The sequence below is a fragment of the Arthrobacter castelli DSM 16402 genome (genome assembly GCF_000430705.1).
Classification (GTDB): domain Bacteria; phylum Actinomycetota; class Actinomycetes; order Actinomycetales; family Micrococcaceae; genus Arthrobacter_C; species Arthrobacter_C castelli.
The window spans coordinates 101,246-120,343 of record NZ_AUMN01000003.1; the positions used below are offsets into that span (position 1 = coordinate 101,246).

The following is a 19,098-nucleotide window of genomic DNA, read 5'->3' on the forward strand; positions in this document are numbered from 1 at the left end:
CTTGAGGGGTTATCCCACCACCATGGAAATTGCTGATCACGTCACTACTGATCCCACCCAGGCTCAGCCCTCGTCCGCATTTGATACAGGTCGGCGGCGGATTGCCCTAATTGGCGCCGGTTCCCGTTCCGAGATGTATATTCGCGCTATTCTCGGCGACCATGCCGATAGCGCCACACTCGTTGGTATCGGGGATGTGAATCCCGGGCGTACGCAGTACTACCGGGATCTTGCGAGCGGGTTGGCCGCGGGGGCCACCCCGGAACCAAAGGCATTCGAACCGGCCGAACTTACCGCATTCGTCACCACAAACAACGTGCACCGGGTCATCATTACAACTCCGGACTACACGCACGCCGGCTACATTGTCGAGGCGTTGCGGGCCGGTGCCGACGTCGTAGTTGAAAAGCCCTTGACCATAGATGCAGCAGGATGCCGCCGGATTAACCAGGCGGTGGCCGAAACCGGCCGGAACGTAGTGGTGACCTTCAATTACCGGTATTCGCCCCGGAACAGCGCGCTCAAGGAAGTGATTCAGGACGGCGCGATAGGCGCGGTCACGTCCATCGACTTCAGCTGGGTGCTCGACACTGTCCATGGGGCGGACTATTTTCGCCGATGGCATCGGGAGAAGAAGAATTCCGGCGGCCTGCTGGTCCACAAGGCGTCACACCATTTCGACTTGGTCAATTGGTGGATCGGCGATGTGCCCGAGAGGGTATTCGCCTCCGGCGGGCTGCGGTTCTACGGGGAAGCCAACGCAGCCTCCAGGGGCTTGGGTCCGCGCCCTGATCGTGGAACCTCCGATGCCAGTGTGAAGGATCCATTCGCCTTGGATCTTCGCGACGATGAAAAGCTGCGAGCGCTGTATTACGACAATGAGCACTTCGACGGCTACCGGCGCGATCAGGACGTATTCGGTTCCGGGATCACCATTGAAGACAATCTGGCCCTCGTTGTCGAATACCACGGTGGCGCCACCTTGAGTTACTCGCTGAATGCACACAGCCCGTGGGAAGGGTACCGGGTGACCGTCAACGGCACGGAAGGAAGGGCCGAACTGGAGGTGGTCGAGCGTGCGGCGGTCCATACCAGCAACGACAAGAAGCCGGTGGTTGACCCCAGCGCCACTCCAACCGATGAAGAGGACGCGGTCCGGCGCAACGGCGAGCATCTGGTGGTCCAGCGCCACTGGGAGCCGGCATACGAGGTTCCTATTGTCAACGGTGCAGGCAGCCATGGCGGCGGAGATGCGCTGTTGCTATCGGACCTCTTCCACGGTCCGGGTGACGATCCGCTCGGGCGACCGTCCGGATATCTGGACGGCATCCGTTCGGTCGCTGTGGGCATCGCCGGAAATGAGTCCCTGCAGAGTTCGCTTCCGGTCCGCATCAGGGATTTGGACCTGGGGGTCGATCTTCAACCGGAGGAAGAAAGCAATGACTAGAGTACTTGTGACTGGCGGCTCCGGGCGGCTGGGCCGCAGTGTTGTGGCCAGCCTCGCGGAAACTGGCTACGACGTCGTCTCCTTGGACCGCGAATCGGTGCCGGCCGGTGAACTGCGTGGCGACATCGTCCAGGAGGTCATCGATCTGCTGGCACCCGGCGAGGCCGAGCGGGTAATGTCCAAACACGTCCCCGACGCTGTCATCCACTTGGCGGCCATCGCTGTGCCGTTCAGCGCGCCTGAAGACGTCATATTGTCCACCAATACCCGGCTCGCCTACGCAGTGATGAGCGCAGCTTCCGGTGCCGGTGTCTCCCGTGTCATTACGGCCAGCAGCCCTACCGTGATGGGTTATGGCAACCCTCAAGGGTGGCTGCCGGGCCGTTTCCCCATCGACGAAGGATGCGCACGGCGTCCGTGGAACGCCTATGGGCTGTCAAAAATGGTCGCGGAAGAGACTATGCACATGCTCGCTGCGGCCAACGGGAACCATGTCCAGTACGCCGCATTCCGCCCCTGTTTCGTGGTTTCGCCGGAAGAGTGGAGGGGAGCGCCGACCCAGCAAGGGCATACGGTGCGCGAGCGGCTGGACGATCCACGATTGTCAGCCCCGGCCCTGTTCAACTACGTGGATGCCCGGGACGCGGCGGAATTCCTGATCCTGCTGCTGGAGAAGATGGACAGCATTCCCAATGCGCAGACATTCTTCGTCGGAGCAGCTGATGCGCTGGCGCGGGAACCGTTGGCGGAATTGATCCCGCAGTTTGTGCCAGGTTCGGCCCGGCTTGCAGCGCCGTTGACCGGGGACAGCCCGGCTTTCTCAATCGATAAGGCCAGGCAGATGCTCGGATGGCATCCGAAGCGAAGCTGGCGCACCGAACTCAGTCCAGAATCCGACGATGGCGTCGCCGCTGCCGGCAGTGTTGCCCAAACGTCCGGCGGGTTCGCTCCTGCCGGGTCCAATCAGGAGGAAGCCCAATGAAGTTTGATGGATTACTATTCTTTCCGGTGACGCCGTTCACCAGTGCTGATGAAGTGGACGTCGGTCTATTGAAAGAGCACATCACCTCGAGGCTCCCCTATAATCCCGGCGGGGTTTTCGCCGCATGCGGCACGGGAGAATTCCACGCATTGGGTGCCGATGAGCTGCACACGGTGGTCTCGTCCGCGGTGGAAGCTGCGTCGGGAGCCGCCCCGGTGATCGCCGGAGCCGGCGGACCGTTGGGGCATGCTCGGGCGGCGGCCCGTTCGGCCGAGGCAGCGGGAGCAGATGCGCTGCTGGTACTGCCGCCTTATCTGGTTAACGCGCCGCTGGAGGGGACGATTGCCTACGTGGAGGCCATCGCCGCTGCCAGCAGCCTGCCGGTTATTGTGTACCACCGCGCCAACGCACGGTTCACGGCGCCGGCCATGGAGAGGTTGGCCGCGAATCCGAAGGTGATTGGCTTCAAAGACGGCGTTGGCGACGTCGGCACTGCTCAGGAAATAGTGTCCGCCGTGCGGAACACCGGAAGGGACGACTTCCAGTTCTTCAACGGATTGCTGACCGCCGAGCTGACCCAGGGGGCCTACCGGGGTATTGGCATGCCCTTGTACTCTTCGGCTGCATTCGCCATGGCGCCGGCGATTGCCACCGCCTACTATGACGCATACATCGCCTCAGATGAACGACGGCGGCAAGCGCTGCTCGACAGCTTCTACATCCCGTTGGTGCGGCTGAGGGACCAGACCCCGGGCTTCGGGGTCTCCTTGGTGAAGGCCGGTCTTCGGTTGTCGGGATTGCCGGTGGGCCCGGTGCGCCCGCCGCTGACGGACCCAACCGAGGAGCAATTGGCACAGCTGAAGAATATTCTCGCTGGCGGCGAAGAGTTGGTTTCGGGTAAATGACAGCTTCCGTGACCGGGCTCCAGACCCGCCTCCTCACGGTGCCGCTGCGGCGGCCGTGGGGAGCGGGAGTGCCGGAAAACCACATTATTGCCACCACGGTTTACACCGACGACGGCGGCGAGGGGTACGGATTCGCGTGGACTCCCACTATTGGAGCCCAGGCGGTCCAGGCCCTGCTGGACCATGACATCAGCCAGTTCGCGGTGGGACGTTCCGCGGAGCCGGAAGTGCTGTGGGACCAGCTCTGGGCCCACCTGCATGAAGCGGGCGGCGCCGGGGTGACAACAATTGCAATGGCCGGACTGGATCTGGCGCTGTGGGACGCCAAAGCCCGCAGGGCCGGCCAATCCGTGGCGAAGCTGCTCGGATCACGGCAGGACTCGGTGGAGGTTTACGGTTCGGGGGTGAATCTGCACTATTCGCTGGCCGAGCTCGTGGCACAGGCTGAACGCTGGGTTTCAGCCGGAAAACGTGCGGTGAAGATCAAGGTCGGCAAGCCCGACATAGCAGAAGACGTGGAGCGTGTGGCGGCCGTGCGCGAGGTGATCGGCCCGGGCCGCAAGCTCATGATCGATGCCAACCAACGGTGGGACCTGCCCACCACGCGGCGGGCGCTGGATCTCCTTGCCCCATACGGGCTCGAATGGCTCGAAGAGCCGATCCGCGCGGACGACCTGTGGGCCTACAGTCAGTTAGGCCGGCACTTACCCGTGCCGATTGCGCTGGGGGAGAACGTCCATACCACCTACCGGTTCCGCGACTTCATCGCTGCGGAGGCGGTTGATATTATCCAGCCGAACATCGTCCGGGTCGGTGGGATTACGCCATTCCGCCGCATCGCCGAGCTGGCGCGGATGCATAGCATCCGGGTTGCCCCGCACCTGTTGCCGGAACTGTCCGGCCAACTGGCCTTAACGCTGGCTGATCCCGCCTGGGTGGAGGACCTCGAGGACGCCTCATTCGGTCAGCTCGGGGTGCTCACCGACGAATCACCGGTGACGATCGAAGGCAGTCACCTGCGGTCCACTGGTGCGCCCGGATTGGGCTTCATCTTCAAAGCTGCAGCGTGATTGGCCGGGACAGCCCGCCGACGTCGGCCACCGGCCAGCGCCCATCAACGCTGAGAACACGGATGCCCGTCTCGGTCAGCATCACTGTATCCTCGATTTTGACGCCCGGACCCGACGGATTCCACGTGAAAGCACCGTTAAGGAAAACCTCCTCGTCGGTCATCTCAGTGGCACGTGGATCGCGTCCGGCGTAGCCGGCCGGACCCCCTTGGTGATGCAGTCGCCACTCATCCGGCCCGAATCCGTGCCGCTCGTACGCCGCGGCGGCCTGGCGGAGAATGTCATTCAGCCGGGCGCCAGGTACCGTGGCGGCAAAGATATCCGCCTCGACTGCTGCGATGCGGGTCTCGGCATCAAGCTCACGCGGCGATCCGTCGTCGAAACGGACCCAACGGCTCATGTTCGCCACCATGCCGTGACGCCGCGCGCAGACAACCGCCATAGCACGTCGCCCCAGCGGAGCGGAGGTCGGAAGTGGATGGCGGTATTGGGCGCGGGAAGCGCCATTGCACAACAAGACCATCGGCTCCGCACCGGCGTCCACTATTCGTCCGGCCAGCCGCCCAGCCACTTCAAATTCGGTCGTCTCCGGGGCCACGCCGGTCAATACGTCAGTCAGGGCTGCGGCGGCATCCGCGTTGAGGCGGGCATAGCGTTCAGCTTCCCCGGCGAGCAGCGGCTGCCGGGCATCGCGCAACTGCCGGGCGACGTCTCTTTCCTCCAGCGGACTCGTGCCGGAGCCCATCCGGGCGGCAGCGTCCCGGGGACTGCCAAACCATGGCACCTCGTGAACTGCGACGTCGTCCGGGACTTCCTCATGGCGTAACCGCTCTGCTTCATTGGAGAAAGTGATGAGATGGTCCCCTTCGCGGTCCACCAACATAGCGGCAACCGGATCGGCGGCCCAACCGACATGGATCCGGCTGCCCTCCAAATACCAGGACAACGCGGTTTGGGACGTCAGCAGCAGGGAATCCCGCCCGCTGACGTCGAGGATATCCAGCACCCGCCTGCGCTTGATGTCCCTGTCGGTACTGGCGGGCCCGGCAGTGGTCGACTGAACGTCCATTTTGCCGATGGCGTCGGCCGCGTTGTTCATCTTTGGTTCCCCGCCTTGTCGATGGCAGCCTCCACCTCCGGATCACTCAGCGACCCATCAGCCACAATCACTGAGACCGAGCGGACCAGCGGGTTCTCGCGTGTCGCCTCAACGGGCGCATCCCAGGCAAGGGACAGCCCGACCCCGGGATAGCCGCTGACCCGCACGAACCAGGGATCAGATGCCTCCGGTCCGGCCAGGAAGATGAGCGTTGCAGGCCGGCCCTCGAACTCCGCTGTCCAGGCCATCCAAGGAGCCACAGCACCATGCACCTCATCTTCGCCAGTGGCGCTGGCGGTCCGCACGTTAACGGCGGTGCAAGGCGGAAGCCTCCAGAAGAACCCCCCGTAACCGCCCTGCTCGCGTCCATGGGATCCCGGGCTGCCCAGGCTCACTGGTTCGGCTGCAGCCGGGGAAAGGGTGAATTCAAGGCCGAGCTGCCACGCATCGTCGTCGAGTTGGCTGAACGACCAGTTGCGGCGTTCGTTCAATACTATGGCGCCATTGGGGCCAACCCATTCCAGGGCCTCGGACATCCGGTCCGGCGCTTGTTCAAGACCATCCGCCTGACGGATGTGGCCGTGGTCCCGACGCCAAATGTACCGCCCCGCCGCACGGCGGTAGCTTCGCCCACCCCAGAAATTAATGTCGTTGACGTCCTGGATGGCAACGCCGGCACCAAGATGCCAGACATGGTCCAGCGGCATATGATCGGATACCACCGTGCCGCCCAGCGTGGCGACGGGATGCAGATATGGCCGCGGCGACGAAGACGTCCTGATGTGTTCCCCGGTCTGATAATGGGCGACAGCTCGTCCCGCAATCCGGGCGGTTGCCCCGGCCGGGAGTTGTTGCGCCCATGGCGCGCCGAGATCGGCGAAGGTTGCTTCCGCTTCAGTGGCGCGGTGGATCATCTCTGTGAGGCCGGCTAACACCGGATGCGCCTCCTCGTCCTCGCCCTCCCAGCGTACGTAAGCGGGATCCACCGATTCCGGCGGCGCGGCAGTGCGGACTTGGTCCAGCACGCGCATGAACGCGCCGCCGTGTTCCAGCGGCATGAGCAAGGAGGCATGGCCGGTCCGATGCTCCAGGAGGTTCTCCAACAGGTTGGATCGGCGGAAAGTTTCCTGGAACTGGCCGTCGGCGGTGTTTACCTGCAGAGGTCCGCAGTGTAATAGAAGACTGCCTGTCCTGCCGTGCCATCGATGGTGACATAGGGTTCTTCGGATTCGGCGGCGCACAACGTGAGCGCGCAAGTGACCGTTGGGCCGTTGGTGGTGCGTATCCGGATGACGGATGTGTCATCGCTTTCGATGTCGTGTGCGTGGTACAGGTCTGTGTCGACGCCGGCGATGTCACTTGTCTCGCGGGCGCCCGCGATATGCAGAGCGGTGGCGACGGCATGTGCTAATGGATTGGTGGCCACGCCGTCGACGACGTCGGTGCCTTGGATCCGCCGTTTTCCGGCCCAGGGGGAGCGCTGGTAGTAAGCACGTGTCCGCACCCACTGCCCGGTGGCTGAGATGCTGCGGACCTCTCCAATGCGGCCGCTGGCAATAAGGTCGGCAATCGCTGTAAGGGCGTGGGAACCCAGGCTCTGGAACCCGATCTGGACGGAGCTGCTGTTGTGGGCGGCTGCCTGGAGCAACTGTTCATACTGTTCCAGCGAAGTCACCGGCGGCTTCTCCAGGTAAACATCCGCTTCGGCCGCCATTGCGGTCAGCGCCAAGGGAGCGTGCGTTTGGATGGGAGTAGCGATGATGACAACGTCGACCGCCGGGGTGGCCCCCAGCAGTTCTTCCAACGAAGCAAAGATCGCCACCGGGGCGGGGAAGTCCAGGTGTTCCGGTGCATGCGGGTCGGCTGCGGCCACTAACTCCAGCCGTCCCTGCTGCTGCAAGCGGCGCAGATTGACCAGGTGCTGGCTTCCATAGCCATGGACCCCCACCAGGGCGATCCGGGGCAGCGGCGTGGATGATGCCGCGCTTGCGCCGGAAGCGGACGTCTGTCGATGCTGCTGGTCTGCGGAATTGAGCGTCATGCCTCTTGTCCTCGGAAGTATTGTTGACTCGGCGCACGTGTTTTTCACCTGTGATCAGCACACCTTACCGTAGAAAGCGCTTTCCGGCATCGTGGCCCCTGTGAGAAAGGCGATCGCCTCGGTCAGGAACTTGCTATCGAAGATATGTCCACCGTGGTGCCAGGCGGCGGTATACCGCGCCGGATGTTCCGCATGGAGCCTGCGCAGCAACGTATCTGCCGCCCGCATCGCGTCATGCGGCAAACAGTGGGTCGGCCTCGGCATGGTGGCGCCCAAAATTCGTGATTGACATCACCCAGCCGCCATGCAACTATATAGGGAAAGCGCATTCCCGGACGAGAGTATAAGTGCCGAAGGAGAAGCTGGAAACAACAGAATAAGCTTCTCAGCTTAGTCATTGAGATCACCAGACGCGTCTCACGGTTGTAATGACCAGCAAATAGACAATTTCACATCCACGCACTGATAAATAAGGCATATCCAAGTCACTACTCGGTTTCCACTACATCCACGTGTGTAAACCAAACGTCCCGGACTTGGCCAATGGCCCGATAGCGACGTAATAAATGAAGCAAAATACGAGACCACACTGGCGTCGAGACAAAATCACGAGGAGAGGATTAATGATGACGAAGTATACAAAGCCGATAATCGCAGCGGTAGTATCGACAGCGCTCCTGTCCATTACTGCGTGCTCAGGTGGTAGCGATACGAGCTCTAAAGACGCTGGTGCACTATCGGTAGCTTGGTGGGGATCTCAGGACAGAAACAATTACACAGTCGACTTGTTGAAGCAGTTTGAGAAGAAAAATTCCAAGATCAAAGTGACGCCGCAATTCACTGGATGGGATGGGTACTGGGCGAAGATGTCCACCCAGTTTGCTGGGGGTTCCGCCCCTGACGTCCTCCAAATGGATAGAAAGTATCTGCGTAGCTATGCTGAACGCGGCGCATTGATGAATTTTGATGAGACAAATCTCGACTTGAGCAAGCTTGATGAAGAAAGCCTGGCCACAGGGGAAGTCAATGATGAGTTGTATGCAATACCGACAGGTGTAAATGCAATAGCTATGTTCTACGACCCGGCAATCTTAAAAGAGGCAGGTATAAAGTTCGATCCGACTCAGCGACTGACCTGGAGCAAGTTTGCTGATATAGCAAAGAAAGTGTCAAAAGAGCTTCCAGATACGTACGGTGCGCAAAACATCATGGACGAGCTATCTTATCTCAAGTATTACGCGCGCGACAAGGGTGAACAGCTCTATAGCGAGGACATGAAGTCCATGGCCGTATCGACCGAAACCGTGGCAGATTGGTTTCGCTACTGGTTAAAACTTCAAGAACAGGGAGTTACACCACCCGCTCAGGTGAGTGCATCCGTCGGGCACGGCGAGATCCAAGACTACCCGCTGGTGAAGCAGCAGGCCGCGTTCGGCTTCGCATGGAGCAGTCAGTACACGGCCTTGAAGGGACTGATGAACCGCCCGCTGGGCATGACGATGTTTCCACATCTTGACAGTGGTAACCATCCATACTTTCTCAAGCCCAGCATGTATTGGTCGATTTCAAAGGAAACTTCTCAGAAGAGTGATGCCACAAAGCTCGTGGACTATTTGATCAACAGCGCGGAAGCAAGCAAACTTCTCGGGACAGAACGCGGCGTGCCGATTAACGAGGACATCCGGGCTCAAGTCAAGTCCAGGGCAACAAAAATGGATGAGAAAGTGATCGACTTCGTTAGCAAGGTCTCCAGTGTTGCGGGCGAAGCGCCGCCAGTCGATCCGACATCGACGAGTCGCATCATCGACTTGTTCACTAAGATCGCGCAACAGGTTCAGTTTAAGAAGTTGACACCTGATGAGGCTGCAGCGAAGTTTGTGGATCAGGCAAGCTCGATTCTCAGCACCAGCTAAATTCCGGAGAGGCGACTCGCAGTGTCAACAACGAAATCTACGGAAGTAGTTCACGAGTCCGAGGCTGGTCCCTCGGAGGCTGGACGCCCACGCGCGTCGCGCCCAGCACGTAGACCGAATGACGGTATCAGAAGAAGCCTGACCGCTTATGGGTTCTTGACGCCGTGGTTGATCGGGCTCCTTACTCTGACCCTCGGTTCATTCCTGTTATCAGTCTACCTGTCCTTTACTGAGTATGATCTGTTGTCGCCACCTGAATGGGTGGGCCTCGATAATTACGCCACCATGCTCACGGACGACCTGTTCATCACATCCTTGATGGTCACGCTGTTGTACGTCGTGGTCGCCGTTCCGGTTCGGCTAGTCGTTTCGCTTCTGTTTGCGGTGCTTCTCAGCCAAGATATCAAGGGTATCGGTATCTACCGGACATTGCTCTACATACCATCGCTGATTGGGACAAGTGTTGGCGTCGCAATCATGTGGCAGAACATATTCAGTGACCGGGGACTCATTAACATGGTGTTGATGAATATTGGGGTTGACGATCCACCAGCATGGGTTTCCTCGCCACAGTATGCGATTTACGTGATTGTCCTCCTGAGCATATGGCAGTTTGGTTCTGAAATGGTTATATTCCTCGCCGGCCTGAAGCAGATTCCAGACCCACTTTATGAGGCGGCGGCAATCGACGGCGCCTCGAAGGTTGGCCAGTTTTTCCATATAACTTTGCCGATGTTATCGCCAGTCATCTTTTTTAACTTGGTTATGGGAACGATCAATGCGTTTATGGTGTTTACCCAAGGCTATATCATCACGCATGGCGGGCCGATCAATTCAACGTTGTTTTATGTTCTGTATCTGTATCGCCAGGGGTTCCAGTATTTCCATATGGGGTATGCCGCTGCTATGGCTGTAGTTTTTCTTATCGTTGTAGCTGTCGTTGCCGGTTTCATATTCCTGACCTCCAAGTACTGGGTCCATTACGAAGACACGGAGGACAATTAGATTATGCGTACGAAGAAGCGCCACGTACGGCTGCTGGGTACCCACGCGGTACTCATTATACTGAGCGTAATAATGATTTATCCGGTATTGTGGATGTTGTTCTCCTCCTTTAAGCCAACATCGGAGATATTTTCCTCGCCGGGGCTTATCCCCGAGAACTGGACCTTGCAGAACTATGTCGTAGGTTGGCAAGGCGCTGGCGGGGTAGGGTTTGGAACTTTTTTTCTGAACTCGTTCCTCATAGCCGGTGCTGTTGTGGTTGGAAGCATTTTCATAGCCAGCCTTACAGGATTCGCTTTCGCGCGTTTAAAGTTCAAACTCAGGAAAATTATGTTTGCCCTGATGCTGATGTCAATTATGTTGCCGATTCAAGTAACATTGATCCCACAGTACATAATTTTCCACGAACTTGGGTGGGTCAACACGTTCCTACCATTGATCGTGCCAAGCTTTTTGGGCGTCAGTATTACGCCCTTCTTCATTTTCCTCATGGTTCAGTTCATTCGCGGGCTTCCAAAGGAGCTTGATGAAGCCGCCATTATTGATGGTTGTTCAACATTTCAAGTGTTTTGGCGGGTCATACTCCCGTTATCTAAGCCTGCCTTGATTACGATTTCGATATTTGCGTTTTACTGGACCTGGGATGACTTCTTTAGTCAACTGGTATATCTCAGTGATCCGAGTAAATTCACAGTTTCTACCGGGTTGAACCTGTTCCTCAGTAATGCCGGGAATAGCCAGTGGGGCGCGCTGTTTGCGATGTCGATTCTGTCCATTATCCCGGTAATAGTAATCTTCCTATTTTTCCAAAAATACCTTGTCAAGGGCGTCTCGACGACAGGTATGAAGCTATAGAGTCCCTGAAGTCTAAGCAAAAACAGTGCGTTTTTGTTTGGTTGGGCGAATGTAATCCATGTCTGTTAGTCAGTTACGCCAAAGGAGAATGCATGTCCGAAGTCAAACAACCATTTCGCGCCGCCGTTGTGGGCGCGGGTGGCATAGCCCGTGGAAACCATCTGCCGGCGCTGAGAGCCGAGGGCGATCGGGTCGAAGTTGTGGCGCTTGTCGATATCAACACAGAGTTGCTTTCAGCGGCGGCCGAGCAGTTCGGCGTTCCGGGTCGCTATACGGATCTGTATCAGATGCTCCAAGCTGAGGCCCCGGATATGGTAGTGGTGTGTACTCCGCCGGTAGCCCACAGGGACGCGGTAGTCGCCAGCCTGGATGCCGGGGCCTGGGTCTGGTGCGAGAAGCCCCCGGCACTGTCGTTAGCGGAATACGATGAGATGTCCTCCCACGAGCGGGCGGACGGGCCATATGCCTGTTATGTGTTCCAGCAACGTTTTGGCTCCGGGGCGCAACGGCTACGCAGGCATGTGACCGAGGGAACTCTTGGTCGGCCGTTGATAGGTATTTGCAACACCCTCTGGTATCGCGACGGGAAATATTTTGAGGTCCCGTGGCGTGGGCGTTGGGACACCGAAGGCGGCGGCCCGACTATGGGGCATGGGATCCATCAGATGGATCTGCTGGTGTCTGTGCTCGGTGATTGGCGCGAGGTTACAGCGGAGATGTCGACGGCGGCGCGGGACGTGGAAACCGAGGATGTGTCATGCGCGATTGTCCGGTTTGAATCGGGCGCCGTGGTCTCTGTTACCAACAGCCTGCTCTCACCCCGGGAGACAAGCTACCTTCGGTTCGACTTTGACGATGCAACTGTCGAACTCGAGCATCTCTATGGCTACGATAACTCCTGCTGGAAATGGACGGCCGCACCGCACCGTCTCGATCCAGACCAGTCCCCTGCCTGGCAACCGGAGCAAGATTTGGCCAGCTCCCATCGGGCGCAACTGAGCTCGCTGTTGGATTCTATGGAACGTGGCGAACGCCCTCTGGCAAGTGGCCGGGACGGACGCCGGGTGCTGGAGTTGATCGCCGGGATGTACAAGTCCGCCATCACCCGCCGGACAGTCAAGCGCACCGATATAAACCGCATCGATCCCTTCTACCGTTCGATGAAAGGCGGCACGATGACACCCGATGCACCTTTTGAGTACGCAAGCGTGGAAGGAGCGCTACATGCCTGAGTCCCTTAGCCTGCGTCGAACTGATGATTCATTAATAGTCAAGACCGCCGGTGTGGACATAGCGCGGTATGTCTTCGAGCCCACGGCGCCAACGGCGGAGGCGCCGAAACCCTTCCTTCATCCCTTGAGAACATTGCGGGGCGCTCCATTGAGCGTGCATCGACCGTGGGATCACCGCTGGCACAAGGGTCTGCAGATGACGTGGTCCCACGTTTCCGACGCTAACTTCTGGGGCGGGCCTACCTACTCCCGAGACGGTGGTTACCAATGGCGCGACAATCTGGGCAGCATCAGGCACGAAACGTTCACTTCCGTCACTGACACCGGACCGGAGGTTTCCTTCGCCGAGCGGCTGCAATGGGTGAGTCCATCGGGAGACCAATGGATGGACGAGACCAGAACACATTCGTTCAATAGTGTCGATTCTGGACGGGGAATCTGGGCGCTCGACTTCTCCTCAACGCTTCAGAATGTGAGTGGGAAAGAGATCGAGCTAGGCAGCCCCACGACCCATGGACGGGAGGCTGCCGGATATGCCGGGTTCTTCTGGCGCGGACCCAGGGCGTGGACGGGCGGCCGTGTGCGTTCGTCGGCATCTCCCGCGGATGGAGGGTTTATGGGTTCCAAGGCCGACTGGCTTGCTCTCTCAGGCGAGCATGACGACTTCGACGGCGGCGGAACAGTGCTGGTCTACGCTGGTAGTTCGAGCGCGCAGGCGCCGATCAAATGGTTCGTGCGGAATGAACCATTTGCCGCCATCAGCCCCTCACCCTCATTTGATGAAGAGGTCGTGCTGTCCCATCACGACACGCTGCAGTTGCGTCACCGTTACGTGTTTATTGACAGTTACTGCGACGACAGCGACCTGACTCGACTTGCAATGGAGTTTACGCCATGAATCAACCACTATTTCCAGGCGGTACGGCCGTCAGCAATCTGCAGGTGTACGATTGGGAGGCTCCTGACGGGCTGCACGGTGGTTCCCCGCACATGCACTGTGTTTCCACCGAGGCATACGTTGTTGTCGCCGGCAGCGGGGAAGCCCATACGATCAGTTCGGGCGGTTTCCAAGTCGAGGCGCTCAACGCCGGCAGCGTGCTCTGGTTCAGTCCGGGCACCATTCATCGTCTTGTCAACACCGGCGGCCTGGAAATAGTCGTCGTGATGCAAAACGCCGGACTGCCTGAAGCTGGAGACGCAGTGATGACCTTTCCGATAGAAACTCTCCGGGATCCTGATGCCTACGCGAAGGCGGCCGCACTCCCCAATGAGGCTGCGGATCATGAGCGGGCGGATGCCGCCAGGGCGCGCCGCGATCTCGCTATGGACGGCTACGAGCAACTTCTGGCCGCCGTGGAACAGGACGGTGTCGCTGCCCTGGGCGAATTCCACCAACTCGCCGCCGCGCTGGTTCAACCGCGGATTGCCCGTTGGCACGAGATATGGCATGACACCGTTGCCGCTGAAACCGAACGGACCCGTCATCAGCTGAAGGCCCTGGCCGACGGCAACTATCACCATCTTGCGGGCGGGGAAGTGGCCAGGACAGAGCAACGGCCTGGGTCACGGCTGTTCGGTATGTGCGGACGTCTGCAGACTTGGCAGCGTGTGCCGTAACGCCGCCGATTCTGGGTTGATCCTTAAACGTTGTGACCGTAAACTGGAAAGCGCTTTCCCTTCGAGTAGGAGAACTAATGACTCACGAACAGACCCTTCGCATTGCGATGAACGGTATTACCGGCCGCATGGGATACAGGCAGCACCTGCTTAGATCCATCCTGCCCATCCGGGATGCCGGTGGATTGACCTTGCCCGACGGGCAGAAGGTTCAGGTGGAGCCGATCCTGATTGGCCGGAATGAAGCGAAACTCAGGGACCTGGCTGAGAAGCACAAGGTGGACAGTTGGACTACGGATCTGGAGGGCACTATTGCAGATCCCACAGTGGACATTGTCTTTGACGCATCGATGACGTCACTGCGTCCTGCGACGCTCAAACAGGCAATAGCCGCGGGCAAGAGTATCTTCACCGAGAAGCCGACGGCCGAGACGCTGCCGGAGGCTGTGGAGCTGGCGAAGCTGGCCGACGAAGCTGGCATCACGGCCGGCGTCGTACACGACAAGCTGTACCTGCCCGGGTTAGTGAAGCTGCGGCGCCTGGTTGACGAAGGGTTCTTCGGCCGCATCCTGTCCCTCCGTGGCGAATTCGGATACTGGGTGTTCGAAGGGGAGCATCAAGCCGCGCAGCGTCCTTCCTGGAATTACCGCAAGGAAGACGGCGGCGGTATGACGACCGACATGTTCTGCCACTGGAATTATGTCCTGGAGGGCATCGTCGGCTCCGTCAAGAGCGTAAATGCCCGCGCCGTGACCCATATCCCCGAACGTTGGGATGAGCGCGGCGACCGCTACGAAGCCACCGCAGACGATGCATCCTACGGAATTTTCGACTTGGAAACCCCGGAAGGGGATGAGGTTGTCGGGCAGATCAATTCGTCGTGGGCGGTGCGCGTCTTCCGGGATGAACTGGTGGAGTTCCAGGTCGACGGCACACACGGCTCGGCCGTGGCCGGTCTGCAGAAGTGTGTAGCGCAGCAACGCGCCCATACGCCCAAGCCCGTGTGGAATCCTGACTTGCCGGTGACCGAGTCGTTCCGCGACCAGTGGTTGGAGGTGCCCGCCAATGCGGAGCTGGACAACGGGTTCAAGCTGCAATGGGAGGAATTCCTGCACGACGTCATCAACGAGCGTCCGCACCGCTTCGGGCTTCTTTCCGCCGCACGGGGCGTGCAATTGGCCGAACTTGGTCTGCAGTCTTCGGCCGAGCGCCGCACCGTCGACATCCCGGGGATCACGCTGTGAGCCGGCTGCAGCTGCCAACGGACGACGGCGGATTCAAGACGTATGAGCTGAAGAACGCCGGCCGGTGGGAAAAACCAACCGCGCCGCTGACATCGCGCTTCACCTATGCCGCTTCACACGTGGTGCCGGAAGTGACGGCCAATAACGTTCCCGGGGCACCGGCGGTTCTCGACTGGGACGCCACGCTGGGCTATCGGCATGAGTTGTGGTCCTACGGTCTCGGGGTAGCCGATGCGATGGACACCGCCCAGCGGGGGATGGGGCTCGACTGGGCCGCGACCCATGAGCTGATCCGCCAATCCGGAAAGGAAGCGGCCGCCGTCGTCGCCTCCCAGGCTCCGGCCACCGCCGGTAAATCCGTGCGGGACCTGCTCGCGTGCGGGGCAGGCACAGATCATCTGGACCTGGATTCGCTGCCATCCGGCAAGGCCGGTCTCGACGCCGTCGTGGACGCGTACCGCGAGCAGATTGAAGTAGTCAGCACCGCCGGGGCGAAGGTCATCCTGATGGCCTCCCGCGCGCTCGCCGCAGTGGCCGAAGGCCCGGAGGACTACCAGTACGTCTACGGGACCTTGCTGGCCGAGGCGGACCATCCGGTGATTCTGCACTGGCTTGGGCCGATGTTCGATCCGGCTTTGGAAGGCTACTGGGGGAGTGCCGACATCGATGTCGCCACCAAATCTTTCCGTGCCGTCATTGAGGCACACGCCGGAAAGGTCGACGGCGTCAAGGTGTCCCTGCTGGACGCCGCGCACGAGGTTTCGCTCCGCGCCGTGCTGCCATCAGGAGTGCGGCTCTATACCGGGGACGACTTCAACTACCCTGAACTCATCCATGGCGACGGCGAGCATTACTCGGACGCGCTGCTGGGCATCTTCGCGGCAATTTATCCTGCGGCTTCCGCCGCGCTGCAGGAATACGACGCCGGACAGCCGTCGCGCGGCCGGGAAATCTTCGATACCACCCGCGAGCTCGGTCTGCATATCTTCAGCGCACCGACGTTCTATTACAAGACCGGTATCGCGTTTCTGTCCTGGATCAATGGCAAGCAGCCCGGATTCCAGATGGCCGGCGGGCTGCACTCCGGCCGGTCTATTGTCCACCTCGGACGGACGTTGGAACTGGCGGACGCAGCCGGGCTGATTGAAGATCCTGAACTGGCAGCGCACCGGTTTAACGCACTGCTGACTACCCATGGAGTGGTTCGATGAACGCATTTGAGAGGCTGTCGCTGAATACAGCCACCATCAAGAAGTCCACCCTGGCCGAGGCAGTCGAGCTGTCTGCTGCGGCAGGGCTGGGGCATATCGGCCTGTGGCGGGACCGTGTCGCCGAGGCCGGGCTGGAAAAATCGGCCAAGCTGGTGGCCGATGCGGGGTTGCAGGTTTCCAGTCTCTGCCGGGGCGGTTTCCTGACGGCGGCCGACGACGGCGGGCAGCGGCGTGCCTACGAGGACAACGTGCAGGCCATCATCGAGGCTGCCACCCTGGGCACCAGCGAACTGATCATGGTGGTTGGAGGCCTGGCCGATGGCGAGCGGGATATCGCCGCCGCCCGCGGGCGGGTGGCCGATCGTCTCGCCGAGTTGGCGCCGGTGGCCCAAGAGCACGGCGTGCGGCTGGTGCTTGAGGCGCTGCATCCGATGTATGCGGCCGACCGGGCGGTACTGTCCACCCTGGGACAAGCCCTGGACCTTGCCGCTCCCTTCCCAAGCCGGACGGTTGGCGTCGTCGTCGACACGTTCCACGTCTGGTGGGACCCGCAGCTGGAGCAGCAGATCCGCGCGGCAGGGGAGCAGGGCCGGCTCGCCTCGTACCAGGTCTGCGACTGGAACCTGCCCATCGCCTCCGACGCGCTGCTTTCACGTGGGTACATGGGCGACGGGTACATCGACTTCGCCACTATCAGCAACTGGATATCGCAGACGGGCTACTCCGGGCCGGTCGAAGTGGAAATTTTCAACCAGCAGATTTGGGACAGTTCCCCGGCCGAGGTGGTGCAGACGGTCGCCGACCGTTACCGGACTCTGGTGCTGCCACACCTGTAGAGAGACCCGGCGGCGCTACCTGTCCTCGACGCCGCACCAATCGGCAATGAAGAGGGCAATCGTCTTGGTGACTTTGCGGACCGACTCCAGCTCCACCCGCTCGTCGAAACCATGGATGGCTTCTGAGACCGGACCGTACACCAGACTTGGAATGCCTCCGTAGAGCGTAAACACACGCCCGTCCAGGTATCCCGGCGTCGTGAAGCTCTGCAAATCCGAGCCGAAGCTGTGACGGTGCGCTGCCGCCAACGTCTCCTCGGCGTCGGAGCCTTCCTCGAGGACATAGCCTTCTGCATAGAAGCCGGTCCTCTCGGCAGTCAGCGGCAGCCGGGTGGCGTGCAGGCATTCCTGGACCTGCTCCCAGGCCTCGTCAGCGGAGACCCCGGGATAGATCGCGGCGCGGACGTCGATGTCGCACCAGGCGGGAACGCTGGACGGCCAGTCGCCGCCGCGGATACCCCCGAAATTGAAGTTGATCGGATGGTCCAGGTCCCCGAAATATGGGTGTGAGGACTTCTCCGAGTTCCAGCGGTCCTCCAGCTGCCGAAGCTCGCCCATCACGGTGTATGCGGCGTCGATGGCGTTGAAGCCTTCGCCCATTTCCCGGGGATGGGTGGGCCGGCCGGAAACGCGGACCTTGAACCAGAGCACACCTACGTTGGCCCTCACGAGCATGTTTTCCTCGGGCTCGGGAATGACCACGGCATCGGCGCTATAGCCACGCAGGAGGGCAGCCAATGAGCCGTTTCCGGTGCATTCCTCTTCCGGCACGGACTGCACATGGATAGGTGCGGTGGGGTCCAGTCCGGCCGCGCGGATCGCGTCCAGGGCGAACAGGTTGGCGGCCACCCCTGCCTTCATGTCACCGCTGCCACGCCCGTACAGCCAGCCATCGATGACCGCGGCGTCCCACGGTCCGCGGCTCCAGGTTTCCTCGGGTCCGGTGGGAACGACGTCGACATGGCCGTTCAGGATCAGCGACCGTCCCCGGTCCGCCGCGGGACGATAAGTGCCGACGACGTTGTCCATGCCGTCGTAGGTCACGGTGGACGGGCCATATCCGGGGTGATTTCGGAGTTCGGCTGAGTCGAGTTCCCACCGGTCCATCTCAAGCCCGCGGCTTTCCAGCGCCCGGTACATCAGGTCTTGGATGCCAGCCTCACGGGCCCGGGTCGACGGACAGGAAATCAGCTCCCGGGTGAAGGCAATCTGCTGGTCAAAGGCGGCGTCGACGGCGGCAAGGATCCGGTCTCTGTGCTGGGCAGTTGTCACGTTTGCTCCTTTTCGAAAATCCGCGGATGGGCGGGCGCTTATCCCAGGTACAGGATCTCCGGTTCCGCCTCGTCGGACGCGTGTGCCTGGCGGATGATCCCCGGATCCACATCGGGATCCAGCACGAGCACACCATTGTCATCGCCCAGCACGATATCGTCGGGCCGGACGCGCACGCCGCCAATGGTCACAGGAACCCCGAATTCTGCCTGCCCGGAAGCGTGGCGCTTGGTCGTGAGACTGGTGCTTTCCCGGGAGAATACCGGCAGTTCTCCGGCCGCAAGCTCCGGCACGTCCGTCACCGGACCATCGACCAGCACCCCGGCGCAATTCCTGGAACGCGCCGCGGCGGTGGTCACCGCACCAAGC

At 60.5% G+C, this 19,098-nt stretch carries 18 protein-coding genes; 13 read left to right on the forward strand and 5 right to left on the reverse strand.

All coding sequences use genetic code 11. The features are described 5' to 3' along the window. Window positions 1-22 precede the first annotated feature (22 nt). From H535_RS0104955 to H535_RS0104970, 4 genes are read left to right on the forward strand one after another with little or no spacing between them, the layout of a single operon-like run. Complete coding sequence (locus tag H535_RS0104955; RefSeq protein WP_051298556.1) at window positions 23-1,447, forward strand: Gfo/Idh/MocA family protein; 1,425 nt, start codon at window positions 23-25, stop codon at window positions 1,445-1,447. Beyond that, the gene (locus tag H535_RS0104960; protein WP_026818678.1) at window positions 1,440-2,429 is read left to right on the forward strand and encodes an NAD-dependent epimerase/dehydratase family protein; all 990 of its coding nucleotides are present in this window, start codon (window positions 1,440-1,442) and stop codon (window positions 2,427-2,429) included. The genes H535_RS0104955 and H535_RS0104960 overlap by 8 nt, the downstream gene beginning before the upstream one ends. Continuing rightward, entirely contained in the window at window positions 2,426-3,334 is a 909-nt protein-coding gene (locus H535_RS0104965; RefSeq protein ID WP_026818679.1) for a 5-dehydro-4-deoxyglucarate dehydratase, read from the forward strand. Before H535_RS0104960 ends, H535_RS0104965 begins: the two co-directional genes overlap by 4 nt. Further along, complete coding sequence (locus H535_RS0104970; RefSeq protein ID WP_026818680.1) at window positions 3,331-4,404, forward strand: mandelate racemase/muconate lactonizing enzyme family protein; 1,074 nt, start codon at window positions 3,331-3,333, stop codon at window positions 4,402-4,404. The genes H535_RS0104965 and H535_RS0104970 overlap by 4 nt, the downstream gene beginning before the upstream one ends. Here the strand turns inward: H535_RS0104970 and H535_RS0104975 are convergent. From H535_RS0104975 to H535_RS30260, 3 genes are all read right to left on the reverse strand, one after another. Continuing rightward, window positions 4,388-5,503 (reverse strand): M24 family metallopeptidase, encoded by a 1,116-nt coding sequence (locus H535_RS0104975; protein ID WP_081416446.1) that lies wholly within the window; start codon window positions 5,501-5,503, stop codon window positions 4,388-4,390. The two genes, H535_RS0104970 and H535_RS0104975, sit on opposite strands and share 17 nt — an antisense overlap. Beyond that, window positions 5,500-6,561 (reverse strand): DUF6807 domain-containing protein, encoded by a 1,062-nt coding sequence (locus H535_RS30255; RefSeq protein WP_342667712.1) that lies wholly within the window; start codon window positions 6,559-6,561, stop codon window positions 5,500-5,502. The genes H535_RS0104975 and H535_RS30255 overlap by 4 nt, the downstream gene beginning before the upstream one ends. 92 nt (window positions 6,562-6,653) lie before the next feature. Continuing rightward, window positions 6,654-7,544 carry a Gfo/Idh/MocA family protein gene (locus H535_RS30260; protein ID WP_342667713.1) on the reverse strand — a complete coding sequence of 297 codons (891 nt, stop codon included), beginning with the start codon at window positions 7,542-7,544 and terminating at the stop codon, window positions 6,654-6,656. 623 nt (window positions 7,545-8,167) lie between these two features. Here H535_RS30260 and H535_RS0104995 point away from each other — a divergent pair. From H535_RS0104995 to H535_RS0105035, 9 genes are all read left to right on the forward strand, one after another. Continuing rightward, window positions 8,168-9,457 (forward strand): ABC transporter substrate-binding protein, encoded by a 1,290-nt coding sequence (locus H535_RS0104995; protein WP_162144852.1) that lies wholly within the window; start codon window positions 8,168-8,170, stop codon window positions 9,455-9,457. 21 nt (window positions 9,458-9,478) lie between these two features. Continuing rightward, window positions 9,479-10,462: a carbohydrate ABC transporter permease gene (locus H535_RS0105000; RefSeq protein ID WP_081416448.1), complete on the forward strand. Its 984-nt coding sequence runs from the start codon at window positions 9,479-9,481 to the stop codon at window positions 10,460-10,462. A gap of 3 nt (window positions 10,463-10,465) precedes the next feature. Beyond that, a complete protein-coding gene (locus H535_RS0105005; protein ID WP_026818685.1) occupies window positions 10,466-11,317 on the forward strand; it encodes a carbohydrate ABC transporter permease in 852 nt (283 codons plus the stop codon). 92 nt (window positions 11,318-11,409) lie between these two features. Next, window positions 11,410-12,549, forward strand: coding sequence for a Gfo/Idh/MocA family protein (locus H535_RS23545; RefSeq protein ID WP_051298558.1), 1,140 nt, complete (start codon window positions 11,410-11,412; stop codon window positions 12,547-12,549). Next, on the forward strand, window positions 12,542-13,447 hold the full coding sequence (locus H535_RS0105015; protein WP_026818686.1) for a DUF6807 domain-containing protein: 906 nt from the start codon (window positions 12,542-12,544) through the stop codon (window positions 13,445-13,447). The genes H535_RS23545 and H535_RS0105015 overlap by 8 nt, the downstream gene beginning before the upstream one ends. Next, window positions 13,444-14,166: a cupin domain-containing protein gene (locus H535_RS0105020; RefSeq protein ID WP_026818687.1), complete on the forward strand. Its 723-nt coding sequence runs from the start codon at window positions 13,444-13,446 to the stop codon at window positions 14,164-14,166. Before H535_RS0105015 ends, H535_RS0105020 begins: the two co-directional genes overlap by 4 nt. Window positions 14,167-14,243: 77 nt before the next feature. Next, a complete protein-coding gene (locus tag H535_RS0105025; RefSeq protein WP_026818688.1) occupies window positions 14,244-15,410 on the forward strand; it encodes a Gfo/Idh/MocA family protein in 1,167 nt (388 codons plus the stop codon). Beyond that, complete coding sequence (locus H535_RS0105030; RefSeq protein WP_026818689.1) at window positions 15,407-16,621, forward strand: dihydrodipicolinate synthase family protein; 1,215 nt, start codon at window positions 15,407-15,409, stop codon at window positions 16,619-16,621. The genes H535_RS0105025 and H535_RS0105030 overlap by 4 nt, the downstream gene beginning before the upstream one ends. Continuing rightward, window positions 16,618-17,457 (forward strand): sugar phosphate isomerase/epimerase family protein, encoded by an 840-nt coding sequence (locus tag H535_RS0105035; RefSeq protein WP_026818690.1) that lies wholly within the window; start codon window positions 16,618-16,620, stop codon window positions 17,455-17,457. The genes H535_RS0105030 and H535_RS0105035 overlap by 4 nt, the downstream gene beginning before the upstream one ends. Window positions 17,458-17,472: 15 nt before the next feature. Here H535_RS0105035 and H535_RS0105040 read toward each other — a convergent pair whose 3' ends face one another. Together H535_RS0105040 and H535_RS28235 are read right to left on the reverse strand one after the other, a co-directional pair. Beyond that, window positions 17,473-18,729 (reverse strand): ArgE/DapE family deacylase, encoded by a 1,257-nt coding sequence (locus H535_RS0105040; protein WP_026818691.1) that lies wholly within the window; start codon window positions 18,727-18,729, stop codon window positions 17,473-17,475. Between the two features lie 38 nt (window positions 18,730-18,767). Then, entirely contained in the window at window positions 18,768-19,088 is a 321-nt protein-coding gene (locus tag H535_RS28235) for an RraA family protein (protein WP_211236524.1), read from the reverse strand. Between the last annotated feature and the right edge of the window lie 10 nt (window positions 19,089-19,098).